Here is a 17,479-nt window from a genome sequence, read left to right on the forward strand (position 1 = left end):
CAGAGTCGGTACGCTCTAGCGGTGAGTCATGCATACCGTCGTGACTTCGGGGGCAAATTTAATTTTCTTGGGGGAACAATGAATCAGAGAATCAATCTTGATGTCGAAAGCGTGTTGAACGCCACCAGGACGCTAGAGGGGCTTAGCAACAGCCTTTCGAAAGACATAACTGGTGCGTTCTATGGCGGTTTACCTGGTTTTTCAACTGTGTCTGGTTTGGATGGTGTGGGGCGGACGCATTCGCGGGTGTCGTCGGCGTCTGCGCCGGAGGCGAATCGGGTGTTGGGGGAGTGGCTGCAAACAGTGGCTGATGTGCTGCGTGTCAGTGCGGAGAACACCTCGCGTGCCGATGGATCGGTTGCAGGCTTGTTGGGCTCGATTGGTGTGGTGGAACGTACTGGTGGTGCTGGCGCGGTAGCCGGTCTGATGGGGCGGACGTTGTCGCAGTATGAGAACGCGAATTCCTTTGCCAATCCGCGCCCTGCTGCGGGTGCGCAAGGATCGCTTCCGGTGTTGCATCAGCAGTTGATGGCCACCCAGGTCGCACAAGCGACAGCGGCTGCAGCATTCTGGGCGAAGAATGCGGCGTTGGTGCAGTCGGTGGTCGCCCAGTTGCCGGCGGTAGCCGGTTTGCTTGCTGATTCTTCGGAAACGGAGTTTGTCGCCCGTGCGATTGACAAGCTTGGTGAGGTGTCTCGTGTGGGCCAGGAGTACGTAGCTAGGTCGGTGTTGATGCAGGGGCATGCGGCCGGCCTGGCGCAGGTTGCGGGTGCGGAGCAGCTGATGGCCCATGGTGCTGTGGCGGTGTGGGCTGGCCTGCCGGGACCGTCGCGGGCGTTGTTTGAGCAATCGTATTTGGGGGTGTTTCCACCGAGGTTGACTGCGTCGTTGCAGCCGGTGGTGCCGGTGTTTGATCGCCTACTGCCGGATTTGGGCTCTATTCCTGGTGATGGGTTTGCGGTTGGGGATATGCCTTCCCCGCAGGTGCCGGGGTTTGAGGACGCGCCGTTGCCGCGGACGTTGCGTGATGCGTTTACTGCTGCAGGTCTTGGTGCATTGGGGCAGGCGGTGACGCCTTCCCAGGTGGTTGGTGAGTATGGGTTGCCCACCCCAGAGGTGTTAGAGCAGGTAGCTGCGAAAACGCCTGCTGGTGTGGCGGGTACCGAGGCCGCGTCGGTTGGTTTGGGTCAGCTCGCTCCCGCGGGTGCGGGTGCTGGGTTGGCACCTACGGCTGGTGCTGGTGGTGTAGGCACGCTTAGCCAGCCGGGTGCTGCTGGTCTGGCAGGCCCTGGTGGTCCGGGTGGCTCGGGTGTCGGCGGTGTCTCGCCCACGGTGGCCGCCGGTACCGGTAGTGCTAGCGGTGGTGCTGGTGGTGTGGCGGGCCCAGTCGGCACCGGTGCCGGTGCCGGTGGTGGGCGTAGATCCGGTGCACACGGTGCGCGTGGTCGCATGCCGCGTGATGCACACGCGGGCGCTGCTGCTGGTGCTGCTGTTGGTGGCGCGCTGGGTGCTGGCGCGGGCCTTGCCGGTGCCGGGGCTGGTGCTGGTATGGGCGCTGGTCGTGGTGTTGCAGGCTTTGGCGCGGGTGCGCCAGGTGCTGCAGGCCAGATACCAGGTGCGACAGCGGCCGCTGGTACCGGTGCGGGTGCGACCGGTGGTCGTGGCAGTGGTGTGATGGCTGCTGGTCCGATGGGTGCTGCTGGTGGTCGTGGTCAGGGACAAGGCAAGGCACAGGCGAAGGTCAAAGCGGTCACCAGTGCGGTGGAGCGTGATGGGAACCTGGAGGCGCTGCTGGGGCAGTCCCCGTTGGTGTTGCCGACGGTGATCGGTAACAACGTCCGCGGCTAACACACCCGGCCGAGGGGTCCGCTGCTGCGGGTTTTCCAGTCTGCGGCCGCAGACTGTGCATCCCGAGAGTCCGCGGCCGCAGACTCGTCGTCCGCAAGGATTCGTGGATGCATGGATTTCTCGGGCTTGGTGGAGTCCGCGGCCGCAGACTCCTTGGCGTCTTTGCATCCGCGGCTGTGCTGACCAAAAAAGTCTTCGGACTCCGTGCCCAAAAACCTATCGGCCTCCCAAATGGAGCTAGCTCCATTTGGATGCGCCCCGCCGGTAAAAGCCCAGGTCGCCATCCCACCGTGCGTCTAAATGGAGCTAGCTCCATCTGGGTCAGTCCCTCCGGTAAAAGCCCAGGTCGCCGTTGCACGAAATGGCCAAACGGAGCTAGCTCCATTTGGGGTCGCGTCGCCGGTAAAACCCAAGGTCGTCATCCCGCCGTGCGTCCAAATGGAGCTAGCTCCATTTAGAACGACCCCGGCACCAACCCCACGGCACAGCTCGACACCTGCAGTGCAACGTGCTGCCGCGAACAGACTCAGCTAATGCAGCCCTGCGCAGCAGCCAACAGCAGTCCGCGGCCGCAGACTCCCAGCGCCCAACCCCCGAAGGAACCCGGCAGACCCCCAAAAAACGCACCGTTCCCGCAGTTAAAACGGATAGTTTTGCGTAAAAAATTTCGCGCCCCAGAGAGGAATCGAACCTCCGACACCTTCTTTAGGAGAGAAGTGCTCTATCCACTGAGCTACTGGGGCAATAGTGCGAGGGTACCGCACCCTCGCGTGGCACTGAAAATCAGCTGCGCGATAAATCAGCTGCGCCCTTACGCGCCCGCCAGCTCCTCGTGCTTGCGGCGCACTGCGGAGGCTCCCGGGTTCGTCTCGTGCGTGCCGTCGGAGTAGAGCACAGTGGGGACGACGCGGTTGCCGTCGTTGACGGATTCGACCCAGGCTGCGGCGTCTTCGTTGCCTTCGGCTTCGACGTCGACGAGGTCGTAAGGGGTCTCGGTGCGGTCCAGGTTCTTACGCAGGCGGGCGCAGAAGGGGCACCACTCGGTGGCAAATACAGTTACGTGCGCATTGGTCTCGGGAGTCGCAGTCATGTTAAGTCGCTTTCCTTTCAAATCGTTGATGCTTAAAACGTGTGCCGGTCCTGGAAGTCTTCCACTCGCCGTCGCGTACCAGGGTGAACTCGGAGCCCAGGTGGGGCGCGAAGACCGGGTTGGGGAGGGAGGGGGCGACGTGGGCGTCGATAAGCGTGAGCGCTACGACGTCGACCAGATCAAGGGTGGCCTCGTAGATTTGGCCGCCGCCCATGATCCAGGCGTCGGTTTCTAGGTCGGGCAGGTCGGTGGAGACGAACGCCCCGTCGGACCATGCGCCCGGCTCGCGCGAGCTGAGCACGTGGTTGGCGCGGCCCGGCAGGGGCTTAAACGGCAGGGACTCCCAGGTCTTGCGGCCCATGATGACGGGGTGGCCCATGGTGACCTCTTTGAAGAACTTGAGGTCCTCCGGCACGTCCCACGGCATGTCGGTGCCGGTGCCGATGACTCGGTCGAGCGATTGCGCCCAGATTGCGCCCAGCACTAGACGGACACCTGCGCCTTGATCGTCGGGTGCGGGTCGTAGCCGACAACCTCGATGTCGTCGAAGTCGTAGTCAAAGATCGACTCCGCCTTGCGCAGCTTGAGCTGCGGGTATGGGCGCGGCTCGCGGGAGAGCTGCTCGCGGACCTGCTCGACGTGATCGTTGTAGATGTGGCAGTCGCCGCCCGTCCAGACAAGCTCGCCGACCTTGAGCCCGGCCTGCTGCGCAAACATGTGCGTGAGCAGGGCGTAGGAGGCGATGTTGAAGGGCACGCCGAGGAACATATCGGCGGAGCGCTGGTAGACCTGCATGCTCAAGGTCCCATCGACCACGTAGAGCTGGAAGAGCAGGTGGCAGGGTAAAAGTGCCATCTTGTCTAGTTCGGCGACGTTCCACGCGGAGACGATGTTGCGGCGCGAATCCGGGTTTTCCTTGAGCGTACGCAATGCCTCGGCGATCTGGTCCACGTGCGCCCCGTCCGGGGTCGGCCAGGAGCGCCACTGCACCCCATAGACTGGGCCAAGCTCGCCGTCCTCATCAGCCCACTCGTTCCAGATGCGGATGCCGTTGTCCTTGAGCCAGGAAATGTTGGACTCGCCGCGCAAGAACCAGAGCAGCTCGCCGACCACGCCCTTGAAGAAGACCTTCTTGGTGGTCAAAAGCGGGAATGAGTCGGCTAAGTCGTATCGCAGCTGGCGGCCGAACAGGCTCACGGTGCCTGTGCCGGTGCGGTCGCCCTTGGCCTTGCCGTGCTCGGAGATTTCGCGCAGCAGATCCTCGTACGGAGTGGGGATCGTCACTGGGCGACTCCCTCAAAGCTGCCGTGCTCCTCGTAGTACTTGGCGCAGGCGGCGAGGACATCGTCGGCGATCTCCGGGCGGCAGATCACCATGTCGGGGACGTAGGTGTCCTTGTTGTTGAAGCGCATGGGCGTGCCGTCGAGGCGGGAGCAGTGCAGGCCCGCCGCCAGCGAGACGCCGACCGGCGCGGCCTGGTCCCACTCGTACTGGCCGCCGGCGTGCACGTACGCGTCGTAGTCGCCCAGCAACACGTGCATGGCTTTTGCGCCGGCGGAGCCGACCTTGATGGTTTCGAACCCGAGCGCGTCGGCAACTGCCTCGGCCACGGCCGGCGGGCGGTTGCGCGAGATGGCGACCTTGCCGGCAAAGGGGCCGGAGACGTGGCGCACGTCGGAGGACTTAAACACCACACCCAGGTCCGGGAGTCCGACAGCCGCGTGGGTGGGCACGCCGTCTTCCACCAGGGCGATGTGCACGGCCCAGTCCTGGCGGCCGGTGGCGAATTCTTTCGTGCCGTCGAGCGGGTCGACGATCCAGACGCGGTTGTTGTCTAGGCGCGATTGGTCGTCCGCCGCCTCCTCGGAGAGGAATCCGTCGCCCGGGCGGTGCTGCTCGAGTACGCGGGCGATCCAGTTCTGGGCCAGGTCATCGCCGGCCTCGCCGAGCTCGCGCCCTCGCAGCAGGCCGACGCCGCGGATCCCCTTGAGGATCTCGCCGGTGCCTTGGGCAATTAGGTTGGTCAACCGGGAGTCAGAATACTGCGCAGTCATAGTTCAAACCCTACCGCAGTTTGCTGCCCCGTTATCCTTAACTTCTATGAGCACGGCAATCCTCGAGCGTTTCCATCCCCAGGTCTCCACCTGGTTCAGCGAGGTCTTCGCCGCGCCCACCCCGGTCCAAGAAGGCGCGTGGCGGGCGATTGCCGACGGCGAGAACGCCCTCGTCGTCGCCCCCACCGGCTCCGGCAAGACGCTCGCCGCCTTCCTCTGGTCGCTCAACTCGCTCGTGGAGCGGGCTGGCCAGCAGGCATTGCCTATCGACGGCGCGCAGACCTCCACCCACGGCGGCGTCCGCGTCCTCTACATCTCCCCCTTGAAAGCGCTGGGCGTGGATGTGGAACACAACCTGCGCGCCCCGCTCGGCGGGATTGCCCGCGTTGCCCAGCGCTTGGGCCGCGACATGCCGGACATCTCGGTGGGCGTGCGCTCGGGCGATACCCCGCAATCGGAGCGAAACCGGCAACTGCGGAAACCGCCGGACATTCTCATTACGACGCCCGAGTCGCTCTACCTCATGCTCACCTCGAAGGCGGCGGACATCTTGAAAACTGTGGACACGGTCATTGTGGACGAGATCCACGCGCTGGCGGGCACGAAGCGCGGCGTCCACCTTTCACTCTCACTGGAGCGCCTGCGCCGCCTGGCCGGCAACTTCCAGCGCATTGGTCTCTCGGCGACGGTGCGCCCGCTCGAGACGGTAGCGAACTTTTTGGGGCCACGGACCACCATCATCAACCCGCCCGCGGAAAAGCGCTGGCAGCTGGACGTCCACGTGCCGGTGGAAGATATGTCGGACCTGCCGGTGCCGGAGGACGCGTCGACAATTGGCGATGCCGTCATTGAGGGCGACATCGATACGCTCGAAACCGAAGCCCCGCCGGGTGCGACCTCTTCGATCTGGCCGCACATCGAGCGCGCGGTCTACGAGGAGGTGATGGCGCATCGCTCGACCATCGTGTTCGTGAACTCGCGTCGCACCGCGGAACGACTGACCAGCCAGCTCAACGAGCTGTGGGCAAAAGAACATGATCCGGAGGCGCTCTCGCCTGAAACAAGGCGCCCACCCGCGCAGCTGATGAAGTCGGTGGATACCGCAGGCCATGCCGCGCAGGTCATTGCACGCGCCCACCACGGCAGTGTGTCCAAAGACGAGCGGGCGCAGACCGAAACCATGCTCAAAGAAGGCTCGCTGCGCGCGGTGATCGCCACCTCCTCACTCGAGTTGGGGATTGACATGGGCGCGGTGGATTTGGTGATCCAGGTCGAGTCGCCGCCCTCGGTCGCCTCGGGGTTGCAGCGCGTTGGCCGCGCCGGCCACACCGTCGGCGCGGTATCCGAGGGCAGCTTCTATCCGAAGCACCGCTCCGACCTGGTGCAGACGGCGGCGCTGGTGCCGCGGATGCGGGAAGGCGCGATTGAGGAGCTGCGCACCCCGCGCAGCCCGCTCGACGTGCTCGCGCAGCAGACGGTGGCAGCGGTGGCCTACGAGGATCTAGACGTGGACGAGTGGTACGACACCGTGCGTCGCGCCTGGCCCTACCGAGACCTCGCGCGCGAGGTGTTTGACTCCGTGATCGACCTGATTACCGGCGTGTACCCCTCGACGGACTTCGCGGAGCTGCGCCCTCGCGCCGTCCTTGAAGGCACCACGCTCAAGGCCCGCCCGGGCGCGCAGCGGGTGGCGGTGACGAACGCGGGCACGATTCCAGATCGGGGAATGTTTGGAGTTTTTCTTGTCGGCGCGGACGACAAGGCACCCCGCCGCGTCGGCGAGCTGGACGAGGAGATGGTCTACGAGTCCCGCGTCGGCGACGTGTTCACCCTCGGCGCCTCGTCTTGGCGCATCGAAAACATCACCCGCGACCAGGTCCAGGTCACTCCCGCGCCGGGACATACAGGTCGGCTCCCGTTCTGGAATGGGGAGGGGCCGGGTCGGCCGTATGAGTTGGGGAAGGCGTTGGGCGCGTTTCGTCGACAAGCACGAGCAGGCGAAGGCATCGATGGCTCGCTCGACGGGTTCGCCCGCGACAACCTTGTGCGCTACCTCGAAGAACAGGAGGAAGCCACCGGCATCCTGCCGGACGAGAAAACGATCGTGCTGGAGCGTTTCACCGACGAGCTGGGCGACTGGCGCGTGGTCTTGCACACCCCGTTTGGCAAGGGTGTGAACGCCGCCTGGGCGCTGGCCACTGGTTGGCGGGTGGCGCAGGAAACGGGAATGGACGCCCAGGCCGTAGCGGGCGACGACGGCATCGTGCTGCGCCTGCCGCAGGGGGAGAAGGAACCGGACGCCTCGCTTTTCCAGTTCGATGCCGACGAGATCGCCGACATCGTCACCGAGCAGGTCGGCAACTCCGTGCTGTTCGCCTCCCGTTTCCGCGAGTGCGCCGCCCGCGCCCTGCTTTTGCCGCGCCGCAACCCCGGCAAGCGCGCGCCCCTGTGGCAGCAGCGCCAGCGCGCCGAGCAGCTTCTCGACGTCGCCCGCAACTACCCGTCCTTCCCCATCATTTTGGAGACTGTCCGCGAGTGCCTGCAGGACGTCTACGACCTGCCCGCGCTGCAGGAGGTCGTGCGCGACATCAACACCCGCGGCATCCGGATTGCCGAGGTGACCTGCGACCAGCCGAGCCCGTTCGCCTCCTCGCTGCTGTTCAATTACACCGGCGCGTTCATGTACGAGGGCGATACCCCGCTCGCGGAGAAGCGCGCCGCGGCGCTGTCGCTCGACCCTTCGCTGCTGGCCAAGCTCTTGGGCACCGTGGAGCTGCGCGAGCTTCTCGACGCCGACGTGATCGCCGAGACCGACGCCAACCTCCGCCGCCTCGGGCGCGCGAAAACCAGTGAGCAGTTTGCCGATACGCTGCGGATGGTGGGACCCGTGGACGTCGACAAGCTTGCGGACTACACCGAGGTCCCCCTGGGCACACTGGAGGAAAACCTGCGCGGCCGTGTGATGCGGGTGCGCATCGGCGGGCGCGAGCGCATCGCGCAAACGCTCGACGCCCCGCTGCTTCGCGACGGTTTGGGCGTCCCCGTCCCACCAGGCGTCGCCGCCCAAGTCGCCACGATCCCGGACGCACTGCAGCAGCTGGTGGGACGCTGGGTGCGCACCCGCGGGCCCTTCACCCTGCGCGATCTGGCCGATGCTTTCGGACTTGCCGTCGGCGCGGCCTACGAGCCGCTACATCGGCTCATTGACCAGGAAAAAGTGATCCCCGGGCACTACCGGCAGGGCGTTGACGAGGAAGAATACGTCGCCGCCGAGGTGTTGCGCATCATCCGCTCGCGTTCGCTGGCGGCGGCACGGGCGCAAACCCAACCGGTGAGCCAGTCCGCCTTCGGCCGCTTCCTGCCGGCCTGGCACAACGTGAGCGCGTCCGGAGTGCGGCCAGCCTTGCGCGGCGCCGACGGCGTGTATACGGTGCTCGAGCAGCTCGCCGGGGTGCGCCTGCCTGCCAGCGCGTGGGAGTCGCACATCCTGCCCTCGCGCGTCGGGGACTACTCGCCAGTGATGCTGGACGAGCTGACCGCCTCCGGCGAGATCCTCATCGTCGGCGCGGGCAAAGCCGGTGCGCGCGACCCCTGGATCATGCTGCTGCCCGCCGACTACGCCGAGCAGCTCGTGCCCCAGGCAGAAGAGCCCCAACTGAGCCTGACCCAAAGCCAGGTGATGGAGCGCGTCCGCGGTGGGGGCGGCTACCTCTTCGCAGACCTGCTCGGTCCCTTCGACGAGCGCACCACAACCACTGACGAACTACGCGAAGCGATGTGGGACCTCGTGGAGGCCGGGTGCCTGTCGCCGGACTCGTTTGCGCCCATCCGCGCCCGGCTCGCCGGCGGCAAGGGGAAATCAGCGCACCGCACGCGGCGTCGCCCGCAGCGCAGCCGCATCCGCTCCGGGCGCACTTCCTTTGCCAACACCACACCACCCGACATGGTGGGCCGCTGGGCCGCGACCCCGCGCGCGGACACCGACGCCACGCGCCGCTCCGTCGCGCTAGGGGAGAGCCTGCTCGACCGCTACGGGGTGGTCACCCGCGGCTCCGTGGTTGCCGAGGACATCCTCGGCGGCTTCGCCCTGGCATATAAAACCCTTTCCGGCTTCGAAGAAAGCGGCAAAGCGCTGCGCGGCTACCTCATCGAAGGCCTGGGCGCGGCGCAGTTTTCCACCCCGGCCACGATCGACCGCCTGCGCGGGCACGCGGATTCCGACGACATCATCGGCTGGCCCTCCGGCACCCGCTCTCCGGACGTCTACGTGCTCGCCGCCACCGACCCCGCCAACCCCTACGGCGCGGCGCTGCCCTGGCCCACCCAAGGTCCCACCCGCGCGGCCGGGGCCATCGTCGTGCTTATCGACGGCCTCCTCGCCGCCCACATCACCCGCGGCGGCAAAACCATGACCACCTTCTTCGAGGGCTTCCCGGAAGGGATCGGAGACCCGCTCCCACTGGTCATCGATGCCCTCGACGAGGCAGTGCGCGCCGGGCGCATGCAACCCCTGGGGGTAGAGAAGCTCAACGGCGAATCCGCCTTTGGCCTGCGCGAGTATGGAGCGCGCGTGACGCACAAGGGCGTCAAGATTGGTGCGAAGCCGGCGGCGGCACCGAAGCGGCGAGGCCGGAGCGTGGCGGAGGCACTCGGCGAGCTCGACGGGCCCGCCGAGAGTTTGAGCTTCGACGATTAGCCAGGCCTAGTATTGCACCATGCCCGAAGGTGATTCCGTCTATCAGCTCTCCAAGCGCTTGCAGTGGATGACCGGCCGCGAGGTCACGCGCACCAGCATCCGCGTGCCCCGCTTCGCCACCGTCGACTTCACGGGCATGACCTGCGAGCAGGTCTGGCCCTACGGCAAGCACCTGTTCATGCGCTTCGGACCGGAGATCCTACACACGCACCTGAAGATGGAGGGCACCTGGGCCTTCCACCGCGCGGGCCAGCGGTGGCGCAAACCCGCCCATGCTGCCCGAGTGGTGCTCTCGCTTAGCGACGCCAACCGCCCCGACATCGAACTCGTCGGCTTCTGGCTCGGACTCGTCCGGGTCTTTCCCGCCCGTGAGTACCCCCAGCAGATGGGGTATCTAGGTCCAGATCTATTGGACCCGGACTTTGACGCGGCCGAGGCGGTGCGCCGTATCGAGGCAAACCCGGATATGGAGATCGGGCGCGCGCTGCTGGACCAGCGCAACCTTGCAGGGATCGGCAACGAGTACCGCGCCGAGATCAATTTCCTGGCGGGGACCCACCCGGCGGCGAAGGTGGGGGAGGTGGACGTCGCAAAGCATGTGGCCCTTGCGCGCCGCCTGATGTGGGCAAACAAAGACTCCCCCGTGCGGGTGACCACTGGGATCAAGCGCGCGGGGGAGACGAGCTACGTGTTTGGGCGTAACCGCAAACCGTGCAGGCGCTGCGGAACGCTCATTGAAAAGGGGTTCCTCGGCGGGGAGGGGGATTTGGAGCGGGTGATCTGGTGGTGCCCACGGTGCCAGCCCGAGCCTTCGGGAAGGTGGAACGCTACTTCGCAGCGGACTTGCGCTCCTTGATGTCGCGGCGGAGGAAGTAGACGAGGAAGCCGACAAGGACCAGGATCAGGATGACGTAGGCGACCTTGGAGTAGGCGTCGACGTACTCGGTGACCATCTCCCACCGGTCGCCGAGCGCGTAGCCGAGGGAAACGAGGATGGTATTCCAGATGCCGGATCCCAGCGTGGTCCACAGGCCGAAGGTGACGAGGTTCATCCGGTCCAGGCCCGCGGGGATGGAGATCAGCGAGCGGATGCCCGGGATGAGGCGGCCGAAGAAGATCGACGCTTTGCCGTGGCGGTCGAAGAACTCGAGCGAGGCGTCCACATCGGAGGCCTTGACCAGCCACATCCAGTCGGCGATCTTGCGCAGCCGCTCCGCGCCCAGCCAGGCACCAACGCCGTAGAGGACGTATGCGCCAGCGACGGAGCCGATGATGGACCAGATCAGCACCGAGGCAAAGGTGACCGAGCCCTGCGCGGCGGTGAAACCACCCAGCGGCAGGACAACCTCAGAGGGGATCGGCGGGAAAACATTCTCCAGGAGGATGGCGAGACCAACGCCTGGACCGCCGAGCACCTCCATTAGGTTGACAATCCAGTCGACGATTGCTTGCACAGATGCTCCTTATGCGCGAAAAGGCGCGCGGCGTTGAACGGTTACATAAATCAACGGCTTATTGTGCCTTACTGAACCTCGAGAGACCAAGTGTGCACGGGCGCGCCGGACTGCTGATTTGCTATGTATTGCCTGAGCATGCGCGCCAGCGCCTCTCCGCGCTCCTTGGTTGCCGGGCGTGATTGGGGCGCAAGAGCGTTGAGCGCGTTGAGCTGCCACATCGCGCCGTTTTGTCGGGTGCGTGCGCGGTGTTCGATGATGCCGAGGTACTCGTCGGCGAGGGCCGGGTCGACGTCGAGAAGCGCCAAGCCCTCGTGCGCCATGGGGAGGAGGTGGTCGGTGACGAGTTCGGTGACGTCGATGGTGCCGAGCGTGGGCCACTGCAGCTGCGCGGTCAGCCCGTGGCGCGCGCCCTCGTGGAAGTTGTGCTCGGCCTCGGCAAAGCTGAGGCGCGACCAGACGGGGCGGGTCTGCTCGCTGAGCGCTTTGACCATGCCGTAGTAGAAGGCGGCGTCCGCGATGATGTCCTTGACCGTGGGACCCGCGGGCAGCAGGCGGTTCTCCACACGGATGTGGGAGAGCTCCGTGTTCGGATCGTAGATCGGCCGGTTCCAGCGCCAGATCGTGCCGTTGTGCAGGTTGAGATAATGCAGGCCGGGGCTCTCGCCCTTCATGAACGGCGCGCCTGCCTGCACGCGGCCCTCCGGGATGAGCGGGGAGAAGTAGCGCACGTTTTCCTCGAAGAGGTCGAAGACGCTCGTGATCCAGCGCTCGCCGAACCAGACGCGCGGGCGCACGCCCTGGTTGATCAGCTCCTGGGTGCGGGTATCGATGGACTGCTGGAACACCGGGATGCGCGACTCGTGCCACAGGCGATGCCCCATAAACAGCGGCGAGTTCGCGCTCAGCGCCGCCTGCACCCCGGCGATCGCCTGGGAGGCGTTCCACGCGTTGGCGAAGCGGTCGGGCGCGACCTGCAGGTGCAGCTGAATCGATGTGCAGGTGGACTCGGTGGCGATGTCCTCGAAATCGTGGCGGTAGCGCTCCTCGCGCCACAGGTTGAGGTGGACCAGCTCGCCGCGGGTGTCCATGATGGACTTGCTCAGGCCCGCGTAGCGATTTTCCGGCGTCATCCACTCGGTTTCCTGGAGGAACTTCGAGGTCATCGTGGGCAGCGTGCCGATCATCGCGACCTGGGAGCCGGCTGCCGACGCCGCGGCGTGCACCGCGTCCAGACGCTGGCTCAGGCCGCGCTCGAGCTGGATCAGCCCGTCGCCGCCGATGGAGAGCGGCGGGTGGTTGAGCTCCACGTTGTAGACGCCGATCTCCGACTGGTACTCGTCACCCAGGCGCTCCAGCACGGCCTGGTTGTTGGCGTGCGGGAGCATCTGATCGTCCACCAAATTCAGCTCGAGCTCGAGCCCGATGGTGCCGTGGCTGACAAACTCCGCCTCCTGCAGGTGGCGGTCGAAGACCTCGAGTTCTTCCTCGAGGCGGCGGCGGTACACCGAGCGTTGGCGAGGGGTGTACGAGTCCGAGGAGATCTGCTCGCCCATAGTGTGTGACCTACTTCTTGCTCCGGTACCAGGTAATCAGCGCGTCGGTGGAGGCGTCGCCTGTGTCCGGGGCCTGGGCACCCGCGACCGCGGCGGCCAGGTCGTTGGCCTGCTGCTTGCCCAGCTCCACGCCCCACTGGTCGAAGGAGTTGATGTCCCAGATCACGCCCTCGGTGAACACGATGTGCTCGTAGAGCGCGACGAGCGCGCCCAGGGTGTAGGGCGTAAGCTCCTCGGCCAGGATCGTGGTGGTCGGGCGGTTGCCCGGCATGACCTTGTGCGGGGCCAGCTCGCTGCTGACACCCTCGGCCTCGATCGTCTGCTGGTCCTTGCCAAAGGCGAGCACCTTCGTCTGGGCGAAGAAATTGCCCATGAGCAGGTCGTGCATGGAACCGGTGCCGTCGGCGGTGGGGAAGTCCTCCTTGGGGCGAGCGAAGCCGATGAAGTCCGCCGGGATCATGGTGGTGCCCTGGTGGAGCAGCTGGAAGAAGGCGTGCTGGCCATTCGTGCCCGGCTCGCCCCAGTAGATCTCGCCGGTGTCGTAGGTGACGGGGGTGCCGTCGTGGCGCACGGACTTGCCGTTGGACTCCATGGTCAGCTGTTGCAGGTAAGCGGGGAAGCGCGAGAGATCCTCGGAATAGGGCAGGACCGCGTGGGTCTGCACGTCAAAGAAGTTGCGGTACCACACGTTCAACAGGCCCATCAGCACCGGGACGTTGCGAGAGAACTCGGTGGTGCGGAAGTGCTCGTCCATCGCGTGGAAGCCCTCGAGCATGCGCATGAAGTCCAGCGGGCCGATCACGGCCATGAGGCTCAAACCAATCGCGGAGTCCATGGAGTAGCGACCACCGACCCAGTCCCAGAAGCCGAACATGTTGGCCGTGTCGATGCCGAACTCGGCGACCTTCTCCTCGTTGGTGGAGACCGCGACGAAGTGCTTGGCAATCGCAGACTCATCACCGTCGAACTGTTCGAGCAGCCAGCGCTTCGCGGCGTGCGCGTTTGTCAGCGTCTCCTGGGTGGTAAAGGTCTTCGAGGCGATGATGAACAGCGTCTCCTCGGCGTTGCAGCGGTCCAGCACCGCGGCCATGTCTGCCGGGTCGACGTTGGAGACGAACTCGGCGGTGATCCCGGCGGTGGCGTAGGCGCGCAGCGCCTTCGTAGCCATTGCTGGGCCCAGGTCGGAGCCGCCGATGCCGATGTTGACGACCTTCTTGATCGTGCGGCCGGTGTGCCCCAGCCATTCGCCGGAGCGCAGCGCGGAGGCGAAGTCGCGCATCCGGCCGAGCACCTCGTGCACATCGGCGGCTACGTCCTGCCCGTCGACCTCGAGGTCCTTTTCTACCGGCAGGCGCAGCGCGGTGTGAAGCACGGCGCGGTCCTCGGTGTTGTTGAGGTGGGCACCGCCAAACATCGCTTCGATCTTCTCCGCCAGGCCCGCCTCGTCGGCGAGTTGGGTGAGGGCTTCGAGCACGTCGGCGTCGATAAGCTGCTTGGACATGTCCACATGCAACCCGGCCGCTGAGAAGCTGAGCGTCTGCGCGCGCTCGCTGTCGGCCGCGAAGAGGTCACGCAGCGTGGTCTGCGAGTTCTCGGCGTGCAGTTGTTCCAGGTTCTTCCAGGCAGACGTGGACGTAATGTCGGTCATCATTCCTCCAGCAAAGATCGGATCGGATACGCCCCACGGTAGTCAAAAACCCGCCACCAAGTCGCCCGCAATGTGCATAATGGGGCCCATGAGCATTGTGAAGATCAACGCGATTACTGTCCCCGAAGGTGCTGGCGAGGAACTGGAGCGCCGCTTTGCCGCACGTAAGCACGCCATCGACTCCCAGCCGGGCTTTGAAGGCTTCCAGCTACTGCGCCCGACCAAGGGCGAGGACCGTTACTTTGTGGTCACCCGCTGGGCCGACGAGGCCGCCTACCAGGCGTGGTGGGAGGGTGCCGGCCAGGCCGCGCACGCCCACGGAGATTCCGGCGAGGCACCGAAGAAGCCCGTCTCGCAGAAGGCGGAGCTGCTCGAGTTTGACGTCGTGCTCGACTCGCTCGAGCGCGACTAGCTAGGGCTAGCCCAGTTTCCCGCGCCCAAGCCGCAGCAGGATGTTGGCGAGCGCCGGGCCTTCCTCACCGAGCTCGTCGCGGAACTGGTTGATGATGGCGACCTCGCGGGTGTGCACCAGCTTGGTGCCGCCTGACCCCATCCGGGTTTTACCGATCGCGCGGGAGACTTCCGCGCGGCGTTTCACCGCATCCAGGATGACCCGGTCGAGCCGGTCGATCTCCTTGCGGTACTGCTGAATCTCCGCGTCCGAGAGCGGATCATCGGTGCCGGAGGGCATGCGGATTGCAAAATCGCTCATGGTCTTGCATTATGCCACGCAGCCTAAGCAAGCCAATTCAACCAGGATGTTCGAACAACCGTCAGGCGATGTTGTAGGCGGTGGGTACCCTGAGGTGCATGACTGATCTCACCTTAGGACTCAACCCCCAGCAGCAGGCTGCCGTGCAGCACGAAGGCTCCCCGCTGCTCATCGTCGCCGGCGCAGGCTCCGGCAAGACCGCGGTGCTCACCCGCCGTATTGCCTACCTTTTACAACAGCGCGGGGTGGCACCGTGGCAGATCCTCGCCATTACCTTTACTAACAAGGCCGCCGCCGAGATGAAGGAGCGCGTGGCCCAGCTCGTCGGGCCAGAATCGGAGCGGATGTGGGTGGCCACCTTCCACTCCGTGTGCGTGCGTATCCTGCGCCAGCAGGCGCAGCTCGTGCCGGGGCTAAACACGAACTTCACCATCTACGACGCGGACGATTCGCGCCGCCTGCTCTCCATGATTGCCAAGGACTTCAGCCTCGATTTGAAGAAGTTCTCGGCGCGCACACTGGCGAATGCCATCTCCAATTTAAAGAACGAGCTGATCGACCCGGACGAGGCGCTGGCGAAGGCGGAGCAAACCCGCAACCCCTTTGAGACCACGGTGGCGAAAGTCTTCGCCGAGTACCAGCGGCGGCTGCGCCAGTCCAACGCGCTCGACTTCGACGACCTGGTGGGCGAGGTCGTGCGCATCTTTAAAGAGCACCCGCAGGTCACCGAGTATTACCGCCGCCGCTTCCGCCACGTGTTGGTGGACGAGTACCAGGACACGAACCACGCGCAGTACGAGCTCATCCACACGCTCGTCGGCACTGGCCCGGACGCGCCCGAGCTGGCCGTGGTGGGCGACTCGGACCAGTCCATCTACGCCTTCCGCGGTGCGACGATCCGCAACATTGAGGAGTTCGAGCGCGATTACCCCAACGCCCGCACCATCCTGCTCGAGCAGAACTACCGCTCCACGCAGAACATTCTAAACGCGGCCAACGCCGTGATCGCGCAGAACGAGGGCCGCCGGCCGAAGAAGCTGTGGACGGACCACGGCGCGGGCGAGAAGATCATCGGGTTCGTCGCAGACAATGAGCACGACGAGGCCCGCTTCATCGCCGCCGAGATCGACGAGCTCGCCGACAGAGGCGTGCCGTACTCGGACATGGCGGTGATGTACCGCACCAACAACGCCTCCCGCGCGCTGGAGGACATTTTCATCCGCTCCGGTATCCCGTACAAGGTCGTCGGTGGCACGCGCTTCTACGAGCGCCGCGAGATACGCGACATCGTCGCCTATATGAAGGTGCTGGACAACCCGGACGACACGGTGAGCCTGCGCCGCATCGTCAACGTGCCCAAGCGCGCCATCGGCGACAAGGCGCAGGCCATGGTCGCGCTGCACGCGGAGAACCAGGGGATCAGCTTTGGGCAGGCGCTTATCGACGCCGCGGCGGGCAAGGTCGACATGCTCGCATCCCGCGGCAAAAACGCCGTCGCCGGCTTTGTGGAGCTGATGGACGGGCTGCGCAAAGAAATGCCCGAAATGCGCAACGAGGTCACCGGCATGCCGGACCTCGGTCAGCTTGTCTCCCGAATCCTGGACGCGACCGGCTACCGCGAGCAGCTGGAAGCCTCGAACGACCCGCAGGACGGGGCGCGCCTGGACAACTTGAACGAGCTGGTCTCCGTGGCGCGCGAGTTCTCCTCCGAGGCCGCGAACCAAATCGCCTACATGACGGACGAGGAGCTGGACTCCGTCATGGAGGAGGGCGAGCCGGCCCCCGGCTCCCTGCAGGCCTTCCTGGAGAAAGTCTCACTCGTCGCAGATGCGGACCAGCTGCCGGACAACGAGCAGGGCGTGGTGACAATGATGACCCTGCACACCGCCAAGGGCCTGGAGTTTCCCACCGTGTTCGTCACCGGCTGGGAGGACGGGCAGTTCCCGCACCTGCGCGCCCTGGGTGACCCGGACGAGCTCGCCGAGGAGCGTCGCCTGGCGTACGTGGGTATTACTCGCGCCAAGCAGCGGCTGTATTTGACCCGCGCGATGTTGCGCTCTTCCTGGGGCAACCCGGTGACCAATCCCGCCAGTCGCTTCCTCGCAGAGGTCCCGGAGGACCTCATCGACTGGCGCAGGACCGAACCTGCCGGCAGCACTGATGCATGGGGCCAGCCCGCCCCGATCGGCGGGCAGCGCGCCCACCGTCGCCCGAGTGCCGGCCGCAGCGGCGGAGTGCGGGTGAACAAGCACCTCGACCTCGCAGCCGGCGACCGCGTCAACCACGCGAAGTACGGGCTGGGCACCGTACTCACGGTGGAGGGGGCCGGGGTGCGCGAGACGGTGACGGTGGATTTCGGTTCCTCCGGCACCGTGCGGCTTATGCTCATCGGCGGTGTGCCGATGGAAAAGCTCTAGCTAG

The 17,479-nt window shown here is 65.6% G+C and carries 13 protein-coding genes and 1 tRNA gene; 5 read left to right on the plus strand and 9 right to left on the minus strand.

Translation table 11 applies throughout. The features are described 5' to 3' along the window. Nucleotides 1-312: 312 nt before the first annotated feature. Nucleotides 313-1,848, plus strand: a complete 1,536-nt coding sequence (locus CIMIT_RS12545; protein WP_144311800.1) for a hypothetical protein — start codon at nt 313-315, stop codon at nt 1,846-1,848. Nucleotides 1,849-2,518: 670 nt separating this feature from the next. Here the strand turns inward: CIMIT_RS12545 and CIMIT_RS03285 are convergent. From CIMIT_RS03285 to CIMIT_RS03305, 5 genes are all read right to left on the minus strand, one after another. Beyond that, nucleotides 2,519-2,591: transfer RNA gene (locus CIMIT_RS03285), tRNA-Arg, on the minus strand. Between the two features lie 68 nt (nt 2,592-2,659). Further along, complete coding sequence (locus CIMIT_RS03290) at nt 2,660-2,938, minus strand: mycoredoxin (RefSeq protein ID WP_038589145.1); 279 nt, start codon at nt 2,936-2,938, stop codon at nt 2,660-2,662. Nucleotide 2,939: 1 nt separating this feature from the next. Next, the gene (locus CIMIT_RS03295; protein WP_038589148.1) at nt 2,940-3,422 is read right to left on the minus strand and encodes a dihydrofolate reductase; all 483 of its coding nucleotides are present in this window, start codon (nt 3,420-3,422) and stop codon (nt 2,940-2,942) included. After that, complete coding sequence (locus CIMIT_RS03300) at nt 3,422-4,222, minus strand: thymidylate synthase (protein ID WP_038589150.1); 801 nt, start codon at nt 4,220-4,222, stop codon at nt 3,422-3,424. The genes CIMIT_RS03295 and CIMIT_RS03300 overlap by 1 nt, the downstream gene beginning before the upstream one ends. Next, nucleotides 4,219-4,992, minus strand: a complete 774-nt coding sequence (locus CIMIT_RS03305) for a 3'(2'),5'-bisphosphate nucleotidase CysQ (RefSeq protein WP_038589153.1) — start codon at nt 4,990-4,992, stop codon at nt 4,219-4,221. Before CIMIT_RS03305 ends, CIMIT_RS03300 begins: the two co-directional genes overlap by 4 nt. Nucleotides 4,993-5,038: 46 nt before the next feature. On the opposite strand from CIMIT_RS03305, the gene CIMIT_RS03310 reads away from it, so the two are divergent. Then, nucleotides 5,039-9,688: an ATP-dependent helicase gene (locus CIMIT_RS03310; protein WP_038589156.1), complete on the plus strand. Its 4,650-nt coding sequence runs from the start codon at nt 5,039-5,041 to the stop codon at nt 9,686-9,688. Nucleotides 9,689-9,707: 19 nt separating this feature from the next. Next, nucleotides 9,708-10,544, plus strand: a complete 837-nt coding sequence (locus CIMIT_RS03315) for a DNA-formamidopyrimidine glycosylase family protein (protein ID WP_038589158.1) — start codon at nt 9,708-9,710, stop codon at nt 10,542-10,544. On the opposite strand, the gene CIMIT_RS03320 is transcribed toward CIMIT_RS03315, so the two are convergent. From CIMIT_RS03320 to pgi, 3 genes are all read right to left on the minus strand, one after another. Continuing rightward, nucleotides 10,516-11,142: a DedA family protein gene (locus CIMIT_RS03320; protein ID WP_038589161.1), complete on the minus strand. Its 627-nt coding sequence runs from the start codon at nt 11,140-11,142 to the stop codon at nt 10,516-10,518. The genes CIMIT_RS03315 and CIMIT_RS03320 overlap by 29 nt on opposite strands. A gap of 68 nt (nt 11,143-11,210) precedes the next feature. After that, a complete protein-coding gene (locus tag CIMIT_RS03325; protein WP_038589164.1) occupies nt 11,211-12,698 on the minus strand; it encodes a glutamate-cysteine ligase family protein in 1,488 nt (495 codons plus the stop codon). A 10-nt stretch (nt 12,699-12,708) separates the two neighbouring features. After that, the gene (gene pgi / locus CIMIT_RS03330) at nt 12,709-14,346 is read right to left on the minus strand and encodes a glucose-6-phosphate isomerase (RefSeq protein WP_038589167.1); all 1,638 of its coding nucleotides are present in this window, start codon (nt 14,344-14,346) and stop codon (nt 12,709-12,711) included. Nucleotides 14,347-14,434: 88 nt separating this feature from the next. On the opposite strand from pgi, the gene CIMIT_RS03335 reads away from it, so the two are divergent. After that, the gene (locus CIMIT_RS03335) at nt 14,435-14,758 is read left to right on the plus strand and encodes an antibiotic biosynthesis monooxygenase family protein (RefSeq protein ID WP_038589170.1); all 324 of its coding nucleotides are present in this window, start codon (nt 14,435-14,437) and stop codon (nt 14,756-14,758) included. 6 nt (nt 14,759-14,764) lie between these two features. Here the strand turns inward: CIMIT_RS03335 and CIMIT_RS03340 are convergent, their stop codons facing one another. Continuing rightward, nucleotides 14,765-15,058: a chorismate mutase gene (locus CIMIT_RS03340; protein ID WP_038589172.1), complete on the minus strand. Its 294-nt coding sequence runs from the start codon at nt 15,056-15,058 to the stop codon at nt 14,765-14,767. 98 nt (nt 15,059-15,156) lie between these two features. Between CIMIT_RS03340 and pcrA the strand changes: the two genes are divergently transcribed. Next, nucleotides 15,157-17,475, plus strand: coding sequence for a DNA helicase PcrA (gene pcrA, locus CIMIT_RS03345; RefSeq protein ID WP_038589175.1), 2,319 nt, complete (start codon nt 15,157-15,159; stop codon nt 17,473-17,475). Nucleotides 17,476-17,479 lie beyond the last annotated feature (4 nt).

This window comes from Corynebacterium imitans, from assembly GCF_000739455.1.
In the GTDB taxonomy this organism is placed as follows: Bacteria; Actinomycetota; Actinomycetes; order Mycobacteriales; family Mycobacteriaceae; genus Corynebacterium; species Corynebacterium imitans.

Excerpts from the sequence above, each read along its gene's own strand:
- CIMIT_RS03290 (WP_038589145.1), bottom strand. The coding sequence starts at position 2,938 with ATGACTGCGACTCCCGAGACCAATGCGCACGTAACTGTATTTGCCACC.
- CIMIT_RS03305 (WP_038589153.1), bottom strand. The coding sequence starts at position 4,992 with ATGACTGCGCAGTATTCTGACTCCCGGTTGACCAACCTAATTGCCCAA.
- CIMIT_RS03310 (WP_038589156.1), top strand. The coding sequence starts at position 5,039 with ATGAGCACGGCAATCCTCGAGCGTTTCCATCCCCAGGTCTCCACCTGG.
- CIMIT_RS03315 (WP_038589158.1), top strand. The coding sequence starts at position 9,708 with ATGCCCGAAGGTGATTCCGTCTATCAGCTCTCCAAGCGCTTGCAGTGG.
- CIMIT_RS03325 (WP_038589164.1), bottom strand. The coding sequence starts at position 12,698 with ATGGGCGAGCAGATCTCCTCGGACTCGTACACCCCTCGCCAACGCTCG.
- pgi (WP_038589167.1), bottom strand. The coding sequence starts at position 14,346 with ATGACCGACATTACGTCCACGTCTGCCTGGAAGAACCTGGAACAACTG.
- CIMIT_RS03335 (WP_038589170.1), top strand. The coding sequence starts at position 14,435 with ATGAGCATTGTGAAGATCAACGCGATTACTGTCCCCGAAGGTGCTGGC.
- CIMIT_RS03340 (WP_038589172.1), bottom strand. The coding sequence starts at position 15,058 with ATGAGCGATTTTGCAATCCGCATGCCCTCCGGCACCGATGATCCGCTC.
- pcrA (WP_038589175.1), top strand. The coding sequence starts at position 15,157 with ATGACTGATCTCACCTTAGGACTCAACCCCCAGCAGCAGGCTGCCGTG.